Below are 14,864 nucleotides of genomic sequence, written 5' to 3' on the forward strand. Positions count from 1 at the left end.
CGCCGGCCGCGCGCGCCGCGCTCGCGGACGCGACCGACATCCTCGGCTACACGACCTACGTGAACATGGCCGGCCCGTTCCGCGACGACCAGCGCGTGCACGGCACCGACAATCGCGAGGAGATGCAGCGCGCGCGCCATGCGTTCGAACTCGCGGCCGAGGGCCGGCGCGTCGCGGTCGTGTCGTCCGGCGACCCGGGCGTGTTCGCGATGGCCGCGGCCGTGCTCGAGGCGCTCGACGAAGCGCGCGACCCGCACTGGGCCGCGGTCGACCTGCGCGTGGAGCCCGGCATCTCGGCGTCGCTCGCGACGGCCGCCCAGGCCGGCGCGCCGCTCGGCCACGATTTCTGCGCGATCTCGCTGTCGGACAACCTGAAGCCGTGGGACGTGATCGAGACGCGCCTGCGGCATGCGGCGCAAGCCGATCTGGTGATGGCGTTCTACAACCCGATCTCGCGCGCGCGGCCGTGGCAGCTCGATCGCGCGCTCGATGTCGTGCGCGCGCATCGCACGGCCGATACGGTGGTCGTGCTGGGCCGCGACATCGGCCGGCCGGGCGCGACGCTCACGACGACGACGCTCGGTGCATTGCGCAGCGACCAGGTCGACATGCGCACGATGGTGATCGTCGGCTCGTCGACGACGCGCCGCTTCGCGATCGGCGAGGGTCGCGAGTGGGTCTATACGCCGCGCTGGTATCGCTGAACCCGGTCAGCGCGCCGGCCTGACGCCGTGCGCGCCGGCATACGCCGTGCCGCCCGCCCCCCAGAACCGGTACACGAGTACGCCGACGACGGCCTGCGCAGCGACCACGAACGCGACGCAGCCGGCCCATCCCCACCGGTGCCAGCCGGGCACCGGCAGGATCGAGCCGAGGCTGCCGCCTAAGTAATAGCAGGACAGGTAGATGCCGATCGCCGTCGAGCGCGCGCTCGACGCCGCCTGCGAAATGAACGTGTTGGCCGACGCCTGTTCGACGAACACGGCGGTCGAGCCGAGTGCGAGGCCGGCCAGGATCACCGGCACGTGGTCGGACAGCGTGAGCAGCGCTCCGCCGATCGCGAGCGCGGCAGCGGCAAGCCCCGGTGCGCGCGGGCCGCGATGCCGCGCGAGGCGCCCTGCCAGCGGCGTCACGACCACCGCCACCAGGAACACCGCGTAGATCGCGCCGATCCCGACCGTGCCGAAGCCGAACGGCGCGCGGGCCAGGCGCAGGCCGACGAACGTGAACGTCGCGACCTGCGACGCGAGCACGCATGCGCCGATCGCGAACGACGCGAGCAGCGGGCCGCGCGTGACGATGCGCCAGGCCGGCCCCGCACCGGCGTCCGTGTCGGGTTCGACACGCCGCACGATCGCGCCGGACGCCGGCAGGCTCGCGTAGATCGCGACGCCCGTGACGAGACACAGCGCCGCGACGACGTCGAGCGCATGCCGCCAGCCCCACATCGACGTCATCAGGTTGGTCGCGAAGCGGCCGGCGAAACCGCCGAGCGTCGTGCCGGCGACGAACAGCGCGCTGATCTCGGCCGACGTGCCGCGATCGAAGCGCTCGGCGATATACGCGATCGACAGCGCGAAGACGAACGGCATGACCAGGCCGGCGGCAAAGCGCGCGCCGAGAAACGACGCGAAACCTGCCGCATGCGCGGACCACACGACCGGCAGCGCGACGGCCATCGCCGCCAGCGAGATCGCGATGCGCCGCTCGATGCGCGCGGCCAGCACGCCGACGAACGGCGCGATAATGGCGACGGCCGTCGTGGTGGCGCTCACGCCCTGCCCCGCGCGCTCCGCGCTGACGCCGAAGGTGGCCGCGAGTTCGTGCAGGATGCCCTGCGTCGAATACAGATTGAGAAACGCGGCGAAGCCGCAGAGAAAGAACGCGATGCGCGTGGTCCTGTCGTTCATCGGAGCTGCCTGGTCGTCGATGCCGACAGTCTGACGAGCGCGCCGTGCGCACGCCAATACCGTTTTCATCGCGATTGATACCGGAACGACAACAATGCTCGACCTGCGCCGCCTCCGCTATTTCGTGGTCGTCGCCGACGAACTGCACTTCGGCCGCGCGGCATTGCGCCTGCGCGTCGCGCAGCCGCCGCTCACGCGCCATATCGCCGCGCTGGAAAGCGAGCTCGGCGTGCGGCTGTTCGAGCGTTCGACGCGCGCGGTGCGGCTGACGCCGGCAGGTGCCGCGTTCCTCGAACAGGCGCGCAACGTCGTCAGCGCGGCCGCCGAGGCCGAGGCGAGCGCGCGCAAGCTCGCGCAGGGCATCGCCGGACGAATCGTGATCGGCTATGCGAGTGCCATTCCGATGTCCGACACGTTCCCGGACGTCATCCGCGCCGCGAGCCGCACGATGCCCGACGTCGAATTCGCGTTCCGCGAGGCGGCGACCGCCAGCCAGCACCGGCAGATCGCGGACGGCACGATGGACATCGGTTTCGGCTGGGCATGGGGCGACGCGCCTGGCGTGCCGGTGGCGTCGCTCGTCGTGTCGCGTGAACCGCTCGTGGCCGCCGTGCCGGCCGGGAATCCGCTCGCGGGCCGCGCGAGCGTCGACGTCGCGGCGCTGGCGAGCGAAACCTTCGTGACATTTCCGCCGGGTTACGGCTCGGCACTGGCCGCGGCACTGGACGACCTGTGCGCACAGGCCGGATTCGCGCCGCGCATCGGTGCGACCGCGGCACAGATCACGACGCTCGTGTCGCTGGTGGCCGCCGAACGCGGCATCGCGATCGTGCCGGGCTTCACGGCGACGCTGCAGCGTCCGGGTGTCGTGTACGTGCCGCTCGCCGGCGCGCGCGCGGTCGAGCAGATCATGTCGTGGGGCGAGCCGTTTGCGTCGGCGTGCGTCGAACGCTTCGTCGCACTCGCGCGCTCGCTTGTGCAGCCCGCATCGGCTTGATGCGAGTCAAGCGATCCGGATCGACCTTCCCCGTGGTTTCGGTGCTCCGGCCGCGCGCCACCCTCTTCCACACCGATCACGTTTGCCGGAACGGTTGATCGCCCTCACCGAATGCCGCGGGTATCGCCGGAATGACGCGCGCCGCACTGTCGCCGCGACGCGCGTCCCGAATGCCGGCGCGCTCGCCTGCGAAATCGATGAGGGCTGCTCGCTACCTCACTGCACCACGATGGTGTAAACCGCTCGCGCGTCAGCCAGTCCCCCGTCATTCGTGGCCGTGACGGTAAACGTGTACCGCCCGGTCTTCCTCGGCGTACCGATAATCCCGCCCGTATCCTGATTGAACTGGAGGCCTGGGGGCAAACCCCCGTTGGTCACCGTGAAGCGGACGGTCGCAGGCGTATTCGTCGTGATTTTCGCTCCGTAGAGCGTGCCTTGAGTGGCGATCGGCAGGACGGCGGGGCCCAGTTGCGGTGTGGGTGCCGATACGGTCTGCGGAGCGCCGATCGGGACGCCGTCGGCATTCACCTGCTGCAACGACCAGCTTTGCCCGGGGGTGACGGCGCTCAGGGTCCACGAGGTCGTCTGGTCGCGAAGCGCGGCCCTCTGCTTTTCGGTGAATGCGCCAAGATTCCTGGCGGTTTCCCACTGCTTGATCTTGTCGAGGATATCCGGCGTCGACTCTGCCGAGAGCAGGAATGCCACCGTGCTCTGGAAGCCAATGCCGGCGTTGAGCGCCGCGCCGCGTGCGAGCCTGGTTTCGATCGTGGTCAACGTGACGCCCGTGATATCGAACCATCCAAGCATGCCCGGCAGGTAGTTGGCCTGGTAGAAGGCGTTGTCGCGGTACAGCTGATCCACGTCCGGATTGGACCAGCTCGCGCGGGTCAGCGTGTCCCATGCGTTCGAGGTCATCCGGCTCGTCTCGCTGATGTATCCGTCGTGCCCGGTCTGGGCGGCGTAGGCGCCGTTGATCAACCGGGCAATGCCGAAGCTGCCCCAGCCGGTATCACTGGCGGATTCCACCCCGTCGAAGGAGTGGGACCGGATGCCGACGTTGTTCCTGATGGCGCCCAGCCGGGTGGCGATCTCGTCGATGATGCCGAGGCCGCCGATGGCCCCGCCGTACGAATTCACGATCACCCTCGCAACGGGCGTGCCACGCGCGGCTTCGGCCGGGACGGAGCCCCACTGGCCTCGGGTCAGTCCACTGACTTGCCATTCGGTGACGCCCCTTTGGACCGCGTTGAACGAGATGAACTCGTTGCCGATACGCAGCATCTGCTCGTTGATCCCGTCCCGCACCGGCGCGAATCCGCTCAAGTAGAGCATCGTGCTCGTCATGCTCAACTGCCGGGACAAGGCGGCTTGACCGCCCAAGGCCAGACGAGGGTCCGCGGGCGGCGAAACGTACGGATCGATGGAGGTGGGCTGGCCGACGCTGATGAAGTCCGACATGGTATGGACGCCGACGCGGACGCCGTACTCCTTTGCGGTTTCCACCAGCTTTTCGGCTCCGCTGTCGCTGTCGCCGAAGGTGAAGTCGAACTGATAATGCCCGGTGTATTTCCAGGGGCCGCGAAAATTCCGTGGCGAGTAGATGTAGTTGATTCCCGCGCTGCTGGCGAATCGGGCTGCCTTGCCGACATTGCCGGTGTCGAGATCGTCCAGCACGAAAGACGACTGGCCGCTGGCCTGCGCCACTTTCTGCCACTGGCCGTTCTGGGTCGGATACGGGAGGTTTTCACCCGAGGCAATGAACGACAACAGGGTTGTCACGAGCTCCGGTGCGCTGCCGTACAGCGCAATCTTCGATCCGATGACCGAGCCTGCGCTGTCGAGCGGGCCGAGCGGGATCGGATAGCCATTGGGATTGAGCCGGTCGCGCCGGCGCGTATAGTCGAACGTGAAGGCGCGCAGCACGGCCCCCCACGACGTCTTCGCCGCCGCGCACCACGGCTCCAGCGCCGCCACGTCCACGTTGTAAGGATTGGGGATGACGTCGCTTTCCCAGCCGTATTGCGGATATTCATTGGGCCACGCGCCTTCGGTGCGGTCGTTGAGCGGCTTGAGCCCGATCGCGAATTCGTTGTCTCGCACCACGCCCGCGGCTTCGCCGACGGTCTGGTTGATCGCGACAGGCAACGGCCCCCACAGCAGCGTCTGAACGTCGGAAGCGGGATCGGTCGACACGCGGGTGACTTCAAAGGTGGCGTAGCCGTTTTTCTGCAGGACGCGGACATCGACCTCGAATGCGAGGCCGGCATCATTCACGAAGGACAGCGTGTTGTCGGTGGACGACCATCGGACGCCGGCGGGCTTCGCCAGTACGCCGTTGATCACGAGCCTGACGAGCGGGACGGATTTCCCGGGCGAAATGTAGTTGCGGCCGCTGCGCGAATCGATGAGTTCGACGACAGCGCCGGTGGAGTCCAGGCCGAGCGTCAAGTAGCCGGCCGGAATGTGTAGAGTGCTTGTCATGTTTCGACTTTCCTGACGAAAATGGCGGGGCCGTGAGCGGCGCAGATGCACCCGTGCCCCCATCCTTGGCGTGCCGCGAGCCAATGCTGGAATTCCGAATCGATCGACCAGACGGACAGATGGCGACGGTCGGCGGATACCCCGGACATTGGGCATAGCGGGTCTGCCCGACCGATTCGAGCGCTCCCGCCTGCCGTCGATGCCGGCTCTTTCATCGAAAGGCCAGCGTGCCGGCGCTTTCGAGCGCGATCCTTTGCGGCGCCAGGATCGCGGGATTTGCGTCGTGAGCCCTGGGTCCAGCAACGCACCGTCACCGCCTCGACCGCCCTCGCCTGCGCAAGCAACCTTCGCGGAGCATGCGGCGCGACAGGCGACGCCGATGGCGGCCAGCCGCAGTGAATGGCTGCGGCTGGCCGGCCGCCGGAACTGCCTCGTCAAGCTTCCGGCGGTGAAGCCGGCGCAGTTGGAAAGAGGCAGCGGCCGCGTGATTCCGGTTCGGGTTTTACTGGCTCGGCACTTCGGCGATATACGAAACGTAGAGGTTTTGCCCCCAGTCGCTGCCCGAGTAGTTGGGGAACACCCTGTCTTCGCGGGTGATGTTGACGTTGAATCCGGTCGTCGTGACCTTGGTCACCGTCACCGAGAACGTGTCCGGATAACTGGATGCGTCGTTGGGGTCCTGGAGGGCCGTCACGACCACGATGGGAGCGGTCGAAAACGTGCCCGGAAACGTGATTTGGGCATTGAAAGGCGGGTTGATCCAGGAATCCTGATTGCCGCCTTGAACGCTTCCGACTGCCTGCTTTGCTACGATTCTTTCCAGCATGTTGAGCTCCTGATGGTTGGAACGACGTGACGTCGTGAGTGAGTGAGCCTCGCGCGAAAGCACTTCGCTCGCAGACAAAGTTATGCCGCGCATGCGTCGAAAGCGATTACACGTGATTACATGATTGAGGCGGCTATCAAGGGGCGTCGAAAGCGTCGATTTCATGTCGAAATCGACGGCAATTTTGTCCCGCTCCGCGCCCGATGCATGACGGAACGATGTCGAATCGGCAAGATCGTTACGTATCGAGAATCAAATAACAAAAAGAACAACTAAGCATTCACTATTCGACGCGAATCCTCCAAGATGGGCACGCCGCCGGCCGGGCATGCCCGGTCGCCCGACCGGCGGCGATACGCGGGCCAGCGTATCCCTCTTCCACTTGGAGAACACAATGCACAACAATGTGTTGCCGCGTTTCATCCCGCGCGCGTTTGCCGCGGGTTGCCTGCTCGCCGTGGCGAGCGTGTCCCAGGGCGCCGGCGTCTATGCGCCCTACGTCGACGTGACGCTCTATCCGACGCCGCTCGTCGACCAGATCGGCGTCCGGCAAGGCATCCAGCAGTTCACGCTCGCGTTCGTGGTCGCGGGCAACGGGTGTACGCCGTCGTGGGGCGGCGTGCAGCCGATCGGCAACGGCGCGAGCGGCGGCCTGCTGACCGCGCTGTCGACGTCGATCGCGAGCTATCGCGCGAAAGGCGGCGAAGTCGCCGTGTCGTTCGGCGGCGCGAACGGCACGCCGCTGATGCAGGCATGCTCGACGGTTCCCGCGCTGGCGGGCGCGTATCAGACCGTGATCGACACGTACGGCCTCACGCACATCGACTTCGACATCGAGGGCGCGTCGCAGCTCGACACGGCCGCGGTCGCGCGCAACTTCCAGGCCGTCGCCCAGCTGCAGGCGAGTTATGCGGCGAAAGGCAAGCCGCTGCACGTCACGCTGACGCTGCCGACGATGCCGACCGGGCTCACGCAGGACGGCCTGAACGTCGTCAACGCGGCGATCTCGAACAAGGCCGTGTTCGATGCGGTGAACGTGATGGCGATGGACTACGGCCCCGCGAACATCGATATGGGGGCGGCCGCGATCAGCGCCGCGCAGGCGCTGTACGCGCAACTCGATACGGCCTTCAAGTCGGCCGGCCAGCCGAAGACCCATGCCCAGCTCTGGCAGATGGTCGGCGTCACGCCGATGATCGGCGTGAACGACGTGCAGGGCGAAACCTTCACGCTCGCGAATGCGCAGAGCGTCCTGAACGCGGCGGTCGCCAACGGCTACGGTTTCTTCGGCAACTGGTCGGTCGGCCGCGACCAGGCGTGCCCGTCCGGCGGCACCTATGCGTCGCCGACCTGTTCGGGCGTCGCGCAGCAGCCGTACGCGTTCGCGACGATCTTCAAGCAGCTCGACGGCAAGTGGGGCGCGGGCGTCACGCAGGATCCGAACTACGGCGGCGGCTCGGACGGCGGCACGCCGCAACCGGGCGCGCCCTGGGCGGCCGGCCAGGTCTATACGGCCGGCGCGACCGTCACCTACCAGGGCACGACGTATCAGGCGCAATGGTGGACGCAGGGCGACGTGCCCGGCCAGGCCGCCGTGTGGAAACCGGTCGGCGGCGGCACGGCCACGTGGTCGGCGACCACCGCGTATTCAGGCGGCACCTGCGTGATGTACCAGGGCGCGAAATACTGCGCGAAATGGTGGACGCAAGGCGACAACCCGAGTGCGGGCGGTGTGTGGGTGAAGTCGTGATGCCGCGGATCGGCCGTCGCTAGGCCTGCGCGCGCATCGGGGGCCGTTCACGGCGATCGCGGCCCGATCGCCGGCGGACGGCCCGCTTCGCTTGCCGGCCCTCCTCCGGCGCGCCCCGCCCGCCGTCAGCCGCGCGCGTGCTCGGCGAGCAGCCTGGCCTTCGCGTCGACGAGCAGCGCCGCATGCGTATCGCGATGCTGGCGGATCCGCTCGGACGGCCCGACCACCGACAGCCCGTACCAGTCGCCGTCGAGCATCAGCGCGACCGCGATCGCCGACAGCTCGGGCGCGCTCTCGCCGAAGTTCTCGGCCCAGCCGAGTTCGCGAAACCGTGCGGTTTGCGCGACGAGCGCGGGCAGATCCGCCACCGTCGCGTCGGTGAAGCGCTCGAACGGCAACTGCGCGCCGAGCGCCTGCTGCGCGTCGCCGGCCAGTTCCGCGAAAATCGCCTTGCCGATCGAGTTCGCATGCAGCGGGCGCAGTTCGCCCGGCTCGCGCGTATAACGGATCGCCTGCTCCGATTCGACGACGTCGAGGTAGGTGACCGACACGCCCTGGATCTTGCCGAGCACGGCCGTCTCGCGGCTCGCGTCGCGCAGCGCGACGAGATGCGGATGGACGATGTCGACGACCGGGTCGGTCGCGTCGATCGCCGCGGCGATCGTCTGCAGGCGGCGCGTCGGGTAGTAGCCGCCGCGCCTGCGCACTTCGTACAGGTAACCGCGGCTCACGAGCGTGCGCGCCATCGCGAGGCAGCTCGACGCCGGCACATTGAGCAGGCGCGCGAGTTCGGTGAGCGGCAGCGGCCGCCGTTCGGCGGCGAACAGCTCGAACAGGTCGAGCGTGCGGGCAACGAGTTTGACGTCCATGACGAGCGCTTGAATCGGAACGGGAAACCGCGCGCCGGGCCGGCCGCCGGGTCGATACGGTCAGTACGACTTCGGCAGCCCGAGCACCTTCTCCGCGATGTAGCAGAGGATCAGTTGCGGACTCACGGGCGCGAGCCTCGGAATCATACACTCGCGCAGGTAGCGTTCGACATGGTATTCCTTCGCGTAGCCCATCCCGCCGTGCGTCGCGACCGCCGTCTGGCACGCCTGGAACGCGGCTTCCGCGCCGAGGTATTTCGCGGCGTTCGCTTCCGCGCCGCACGGCTGCCCCGCGTCGTAGCGCGTCGCGGCCTTCATCACCATCAGCCACGCAGCCTCGAGCTGCATCCACGCCTGCGCGAGCGGATGCTGGATCGACTGGTTCTGCCCGATCGGCCGGCCGAACACGACGCGCTCGCACGCATACTGCGTCGCGCGGCGCAGCGCGGCCTGCCCGAGCCCGATCGCCTCCGCCGCGATCAGGATGCGTTCCGGATTCAGCCCGTGCAGCAGATAGCGGAAGCCGTCGCCTTCGTTGCCGATCAGGTCGCCTTCCGGCACGCGCAGGTTGTCGATGAACAGCATGTTCGAATCGACCGCCTTGCGGCCCATCTTCTCGATCTCGCGCACCTCGACGCGCGACCGGTCGAGATCGGTGTAGAACAGGCTCAGCCCGTCGGTCGGCTTCGCGACCCGGTCGAGCGGCGTCGTGCGCGCGATGATCAGCATCTTGTTCGCCACCTGCGCGGTCGAGATCCAGATCTTGCGCCCGCTCAGCACGTAGTGGTCGCCGTCGCGGCGGGCCTGCGTGCTCAAGTGCGTGGTGTCGAGGCCCGCATCGGGTTCCGTCACCGCGAAGCACGCCTTGTCTCGCCCCGCGATCAGCGGCGGCAGGAAACGCGCCTTCTGTGCGTCGTTGCCGAACACCTGCACCGGGTTCAGCCCGAAGATGTTCATGTGGACGGCCGACGCGCCGGACAGGCCGGCACCCGATGCGCTGATCGTGCGCATCATCAGCGCGGCCTCGGTCATCCCGAGCCCGGCCCCGCCGTGCGCCGGGTCCATCGCGATGCCGAGCCAGCCGGCCTCGGCAAGCGCCGCGTGGAAATCGGCGGGAAATCCGCCCGCGCGATCGCGTTCGAGCCAGTAGTCGTCGCCGAAGCGCGCACAGATTTTCTCGATCGCGCTTTCGATTGCGCGCTGGTCGTCGGTCAGGTCGAACTGCATGGATGGCTCTCCGGGAAAAGGCCGAGCGGCCGCGCCGCTCTGAGGAAAATGCCAGGCGGCGCCAGGGGGTGCGCCTGGCGGAACGTCCCCTTGCGGGATGGCCCCGTCGGGGCGCCGGCACGACGCGGCAGGCCTGGGGCGCTCACAACGGAAACACGCCGACGATCACCGCGGCGAACACCATCAGCACCGTGGCGGCGAACAGGAACGGAATCGTGAATTTCTGATGCTCGGCGAGCTCGACGCCGGTCAGGCCGACGATCAGGAACGTCGCGGGCGTGAGCGGGCTCACCGGGAACCCCGTCGTCATCTGGCCGAGCAGCGCGGCCTGCGCCATCTGGATCGGCGGCACGCCGAGCAGCTTCGCGCTTTCCGCGAGCACCGGCAGCACGCCGAAGTAGAACGAATCGGGGTCGAACAGCAGGCTGAGCGGCATCGACAGCAGCCCGAGCACGAACGGCATGTGGCGCGCATGCTCGACCGGCACGTGCGCGACCACCACGTCCGCCATGGCCTTCAGCATCCCGGTGCCGGACATGATGCCGGTGAACGCGCCGGCCGCGAGCAGCACGCTCGCCATCATCAGCGCGGCCTTCGCATGCGCGTCGATCCGCTCGCGCTGGGCCTGCACGTCCGGGTAGTTGATCACGAGCGCGGCGACCGTGCCGAGCATGAACATCACCATCGGGTCGACGATGCCCGACACGAGCGTGACGAGCACCACGAGCGTCAGCGCGAGATTGATCCGGAAGCGTTCCGGCCGGCGTAACGCGCGCTCGGCATCGGTCAGCGCACGCGGCGCGATCTCGAGCGGTGCCGCGCCGGCACGATCGAGCCCGAGGCGTTTCGCCTCGCGCACGCCGAGCACGTACGCGGTGCCGAACACGAACACGAGCCCGACGATCTGCACCGGAATCATCGGCATGAAGATCGCGGAACCGGGAATGTGCAGCGCCGCCGACGCCCGCAGCATCGGCCCGACCCACGGCAGGAAATTGACGCCGGCCGCCATCGACGCGACGCACGCGAGGATGCGCCGATCCATTCCGAGCCGCGTATAGAGCGGCATCATCGCGGGCAGCGTGACGAGAAACGTGACGGCGCCGGAGCCGTCGAGGTGAATCAGCAGCGCGAGCAGCGCCGAGCCCATCACGATGCGCGGCGGATGGCAGCCGATCACGCGCAGCACGCCCGCGATGATCGGGTCGAGCATCCCGGCGTCGGTGAGGATACCGAAAAAAAGAATCGCAAAAACGAACATCCCGGCGATCGGGCCGATGTTCTGTACGCCGTGCACGATGAACTTGCCGGTCGCGAGCCCGAAACCGGCCGCGAGCGACGCGGCCACCGGCACGACGATCAGCGCGACGAGCGGCGACAGCCGCTTCGTGATGATCAGGCCGAACAGCGCGACGATGGCGATCGCGCCGATCCATGCAAGCATGATGCGTCTCCTCTTCAGCCGGTGCGCCCGTGGGTGGGCCGGCGTGGGGTTCGAATGGTCGTGCGGTACAGCGCCGCCGGTCGCGCGGTACGCGCCGGCGGCCGCGATGCCGGTCAGTTCCGGCGCGGGGCGTTATCGCGGTCGTTATCGCGTTCGGTAGTGCAGCCGGTCGTGCCGGCGTCGGCGAATACCTGCGCCGCGTGTTCGTTCAGCGCGGGCGGCGGCCGCCGGTACGTGGCCGGCGTGCGGCCAAGCTTGATCGGCGACGCGATGCCGCGATGCCGGCCCAGCTCGACTTTCATCGCCCGATGCGCGACATGCGGATGATCGAGCGCCGCATCGAGCCCGAGCACCGGCGCGCACGGCACGCCGCGGCGCATCAGCTGCTCGGCGAGCGCCGCGCCGTCGTGCGCGGCCAGCGCCGTTTCGAGCAGCGTGCGCAGCACGGCGCGGTTCGCGCTGCGCGCGCGGTTGTCCGCGAAACGCGGATCGCCGGGCCAGTCGCGCGTGCCGAGCACGTCGCACAGCGCCGCGAACTGTCCGTTGTTGCCGACCGCGAGAAAGATGTCGACGCTCGCCGTCGGAAAGCTGTCGTACGGCGTGATGTTCGGATGCGCGTTGCCGGTGCGCACGGGCGCGTTGCCCGAATGGAAGAAGTTCGGCGTGTGCGGATGCAGGATCGACAGCGCGCAGTCGAACAGCGTCGCTTCGACGAACTGGCCGCGGCCGCTCGCGTCGCGCTCGCGCAGCGCCATCAGCACGCCGAGCGCCGCGTTCAGCCCGGTGACGAGATCGACGATCGGCACGCCGACCCGCAGCGGCGCGCCGCCCGCTTCGCCGTTGACGCTCATCAGCCCCGCGAGCGCCTGCACGGCCGCGTCGTAGCCGGGCAACCCGCCGAGCGGGCCGTCCGCACCGAAGCCCGACACGCGGCAATGGACGAGGCGCGGAAACCGCGCATGCAGCGCGTCGAAACCGAGCCCCCAGCGCTCCATCGTGCCGATCTTGAAGTTCTCGACGATGGCGTCCGCGTCGTCGAGCAGGCCGAGCAGCCGCTCCCGGTCGGCCGGTTGCGTCAGGTCGAGCGCGATGCCGAGCTTGTTGCGGTTCACGCCGAGGAAGTACGACGCGGTATCGCCGTCGAACGGAGGCCCCCACGTGCGTGTTTCGTCGCCGGACGGCGGTTCGACCTTGATCACCTCCGCGCCGTGGTCGGCAAGGATCTGCGTGGCGTACGGGCCGCCCAGCACCCGCGACAGATCGATGATGCGCAATCCCGCCAGCGCGCCCTGCTGCTCGTATTCCGCCATGCGTCCCGCTCCTGGTTCCGGTTGATCGGACTGCCGGTTCCGGCAGGCCAGGCGCCTGCGGCGCGACCGTCCGGATTCGACGAATAATTCTTGTGCATGAATTTATATTCACACTGGGGAATTATGTTGTCAACCCCGGCGGCACCCTGAGACCGTGCGGAAGACGTCGCCGTGCGCAAGTGGGGACGACACCGAATACGGGCCGGTTGCGATGGCGCCCCGCCTTTCGCTAAGCTGGCGGGAAACCTCTATCTCGAAAAATTCAGGCGGACTATTCATGAAACGGATGCTGCTGGCGGCCTTCGTGCTGGCGTCGACGCTGGGTATCGGACATGCGCAGACCCAGACGTACCACTTCGGCGAGGGACAGACGCAGATGCCGGGGGGAGCGCCGCACGCCACCGCGCCGACCGCACGGCACGCGAGCCCGCCGCCTCACCATCGGCGTGCCGTTCACAAGCGCCGCCATCCGCGCCACGTGAAGCCGACGCGCAGCGGGATCTATACGCACGCATGACCCGGCGTCCGTTGCGCGACGCCGTGCACGGAACTGTCATGAACGACCGGTAGGATCGCTGCGGCTGCCTGCAAGCCGTCGCGGCCGCGGCCGGGCAACGCGCCGCCGACGCGCACTTTCTCCACGATTCAGCACCTGTTTTGCCGAACATGAGTACCGGGCTGGACACCCTCGCCGTCATCAAGGAACGCGCCACGATCGTGTGCCGCCAGCACGGCAGCGTGCTGCTGGTCGCCCGCACCGCGTCGCGCTGGTCGCTGCCGGGCGGCACGATCCGGCGCGGCGAGACGCCGCTCGACGCCGCACTGCGGGAGCTTGCCGAGGAAACACGGCTGGAGGGGCTCGCACTCGACTACGCGGTGCAGTTCGGCGGGCTGACGAAGCTCCATCACGTGTTCGTGGCCGACGTGCCGGCGCACCTGACGCCGCGCGCGAGCAACGAGATCGCCCGCTGCAAGTGGTTCACCGTCGACCGGCTCGACACGCTCCGGGCGAGCGTGCCGACGCGCAAGATCATCGAGCTGCTGCGGCTCGACTGTTTTTCGGCGATTGCGAACGGCCGGCTGCGCTGACGTCGATCCCGCCCGCGCCCGTCACGTGCGCAGGAACGGGCCGGCCTTGCGTTCGAGCAGCATGACGAGTTCGGGCTGCATGTACGTGTAGCGATCGGGAATGTCGAGGCAGACGACCTTCTTGTGCCGCAGATGCGTGCCGAATTGCGCGGCCAGCCTGGTCTTGTGCGCGCGCTCCATCACGAACACGACGTCGGCCCAGTCGAGCTGCTCGGCGCACACGTGCGTGTCCGCATCGGGCGCGAGGCCCGCCGAATCGGTTTCGACACCCGGCCACGCGGCGAATACCGCTTCGGCCGTCGGGCTGCGCAGCCGGTTGCGGCTGCAGATGAAGAGTGCCCGTGTCATGTCGCTGCGAGGTTCAACCTTGCGGAATCGTGCCCGGCCGGACGTACGCGAGCATGTGCGACACGTAGTCGGCCTTGCCGAGTTCGACACCATGGTGGCGCAGGATCGCGTAAGCGGTGATCGCGTGGAAATTGAACTGCGGCAGTGCCCAGTCGCGCGCGTACTGTTCGCCCGTCATGTCGAATGCGACTCCGTTCGGCAACTCGAGCGCGATCGGCAGCGCGCCGCCGCCGTCGAGCGCGTCCGGCGCGAGTTCGCCGAGAAATGCGAGCGTGCCGGCGATGATCGCCTGCGCATCGGTGAGCGAGCCGGGCTGCGCATCCGCATTCCATCCCGCCTCGCGCAAGGCCAGCAGTGCAGCCGGCAACGGTTCGCCACGCAGCCGGTGAATGGGCTCCATGGCCTGGAAGCACGAGAAGCGCACCTGCGCCGCGAGCGGATACATGTCGGGCGCCAGCTTCAACGTCATCGCCGCGTCGGGCGCGTCGCCCGCGGCCTGCCGGTGCGCAGCGGCCTTGTCGAGCCACGCGGTCTGTGCGCGCAGCATGTGGGTGAAGGTCGGAACGAGAAGTTGGGTCGGTGTCACGCGTGCGCTCCTGGGTTGGGTTGTCGT

Annotated in this window: 14 protein-coding genes; 5 read left to right on the top strand and 9 right to left on the bottom strand. The window is 68.2% G+C overall.

Annotated elements, in window-relative coordinates:
* Nucleotides 1-704: precorrin-3B C(17)-methyltransferase (gene cobJ / locus ABY44_RS03330; protein ID WP_431640843.1), on the top strand; the 704-nt coding region annotated here is incomplete at its 5' end.
* A 6-nt stretch (nt 705-710) separates the two neighbouring features.
* On the opposite strand, the gene ABY44_RS03335 is transcribed toward cobJ, so the two are convergent.
* On the bottom strand, nt 711-1,910 hold the full coding sequence (locus ABY44_RS03335; RefSeq protein WP_060172212.1) for an MFS transporter: 1,200 nt from the start codon (nt 1,908-1,910) through the stop codon (nt 711-713).
* Nucleotides 1,911-2,004: 94 nt separating this feature from the next.
* Between ABY44_RS03335 and ABY44_RS03340 the strand changes: the two genes are divergently transcribed.
* Nucleotides 2,005-2,907 carry a LysR substrate-binding domain-containing protein gene (locus ABY44_RS03340; protein WP_060172210.1) on the top strand — a complete coding sequence of 301 codons (903 nt, stop codon included), beginning with the start codon at nt 2,005-2,007 and terminating at the stop codon, nt 2,905-2,907.
* A gap of 216 nt (nt 2,908-3,123) precedes the next feature.
* Here ABY44_RS03340 and ABY44_RS03345 read toward each other — a convergent pair whose 3' ends face one another.
* The gene (locus ABY44_RS03345; protein ID WP_196488000.1) at nt 3,124-5,388 is read right to left on the bottom strand and encodes an Ig domain-containing protein; all 2,265 of its coding nucleotides are present in this window, start codon (nt 5,386-5,388) and stop codon (nt 3,124-3,126) included.
* 502 nt (nt 5,389-5,890) lie between these two features.
* Nucleotides 5,891-6,214: an H-type lectin domain-containing protein gene (locus ABY44_RS03350; RefSeq protein WP_027787415.1), complete on the bottom strand. Its 324-nt coding sequence runs from the start codon at nt 6,212-6,214 to the stop codon at nt 5,891-5,893.
* Between the two features lie 394 nt (nt 6,215-6,608).
* Here ABY44_RS03350 and ABY44_RS03355 point away from each other — a divergent pair, with 394 nt between their 5' ends.
* Complete coding sequence (locus tag ABY44_RS03355) at nt 6,609-7,964, top strand: chitinase (RefSeq protein ID WP_060172206.1); 1,356 nt, start codon at nt 6,609-6,611, stop codon at nt 7,962-7,964.
* A gap of 125 nt (nt 7,965-8,089) precedes the next feature.
* Here the strand turns inward: ABY44_RS03355 and ABY44_RS03360 are convergent, their stop codons facing one another.
* The 4 genes from ABY44_RS03360 to ABY44_RS03375 form a co-directional block, all read right to left on the bottom strand.
* Nucleotides 8,090-8,833 (bottom strand): IclR family transcriptional regulator, encoded by a 744-nt coding sequence (locus ABY44_RS03360; RefSeq protein WP_060172204.1) that lies wholly within the window; start codon nt 8,831-8,833, stop codon nt 8,090-8,092.
* A gap of 60 nt (nt 8,834-8,893) precedes the next feature.
* Entirely contained in the window at nt 8,894-10,060 is a 1,167-nt protein-coding gene (locus ABY44_RS03365; protein WP_021160073.1) for an acyl-CoA dehydrogenase family protein, read from the bottom strand.
* A gap of 142 nt (nt 10,061-10,202) precedes the next feature.
* The gene (locus tag ABY44_RS03370; protein ID WP_060084866.1) at nt 10,203-11,504 is read right to left on the bottom strand and encodes a CitMHS family transporter; all 1,302 of its coding nucleotides are present in this window, start codon (nt 11,502-11,504) and stop codon (nt 10,203-10,205) included.
* A 113-nt stretch (nt 11,505-11,617) separates the two neighbouring features.
* The gene (locus ABY44_RS03375) at nt 11,618-12,814 is read right to left on the bottom strand and encodes a CaiB/BaiF CoA transferase family protein (protein WP_060172202.1); all 1,197 of its coding nucleotides are present in this window, start codon (nt 12,812-12,814) and stop codon (nt 11,618-11,620) included.
* A 277-nt stretch (nt 12,815-13,091) separates the two neighbouring features.
* Between ABY44_RS03375 and ABY44_RS03380 the strand changes: the two genes are divergently transcribed.
* The gene (locus tag ABY44_RS03380; protein ID WP_059700225.1) at nt 13,092-13,331 is read left to right on the top strand and encodes a hypothetical protein; all 240 of its coding nucleotides are present in this window, start codon (nt 13,092-13,094) and stop codon (nt 13,329-13,331) included.
* Between the two features lie 149 nt (nt 13,332-13,480).
* Nucleotides 13,481-13,903, top strand: coding sequence for an NUDIX hydrolase (locus tag ABY44_RS03385; RefSeq protein ID WP_059700223.1), 423 nt, complete (start codon nt 13,481-13,483; stop codon nt 13,901-13,903).
* Nucleotides 13,904-13,924: 21 nt separating this feature from the next.
* On the opposite strand, the gene ABY44_RS03390 is transcribed toward ABY44_RS03385, so the two are convergent.
* Together ABY44_RS03390 and ABY44_RS03395 are read right to left on the bottom strand one after the other, a co-directional pair.
* Nucleotides 13,925-14,251 carry a low molecular weight protein tyrosine phosphatase family protein gene (locus tag ABY44_RS03390; RefSeq protein ID WP_027787422.1) on the bottom strand — a complete coding sequence of 109 codons (327 nt, stop codon included), beginning with the start codon at nt 14,249-14,251 and terminating at the stop codon, nt 13,925-13,927.
* 13 nt (nt 14,252-14,264) lie between these two features.
* Nucleotides 14,265-14,837 carry a DUF1993 domain-containing protein gene (locus ABY44_RS03395; protein WP_196488002.1) on the bottom strand — a complete coding sequence of 191 codons (573 nt, stop codon included), beginning with the start codon at nt 14,835-14,837 and terminating at the stop codon, nt 14,265-14,267.
* Nucleotides 14,838-14,864 lie beyond the last annotated feature (27 nt).

Source organism: Burkholderia sp. ZZQ-2, from assembly GCF_050768715.1.
Lineage (GTDB): Bacteria > Pseudomonadota > Gammaproteobacteria > Burkholderiales > Burkholderiaceae > Burkholderia > Burkholderia cepacia.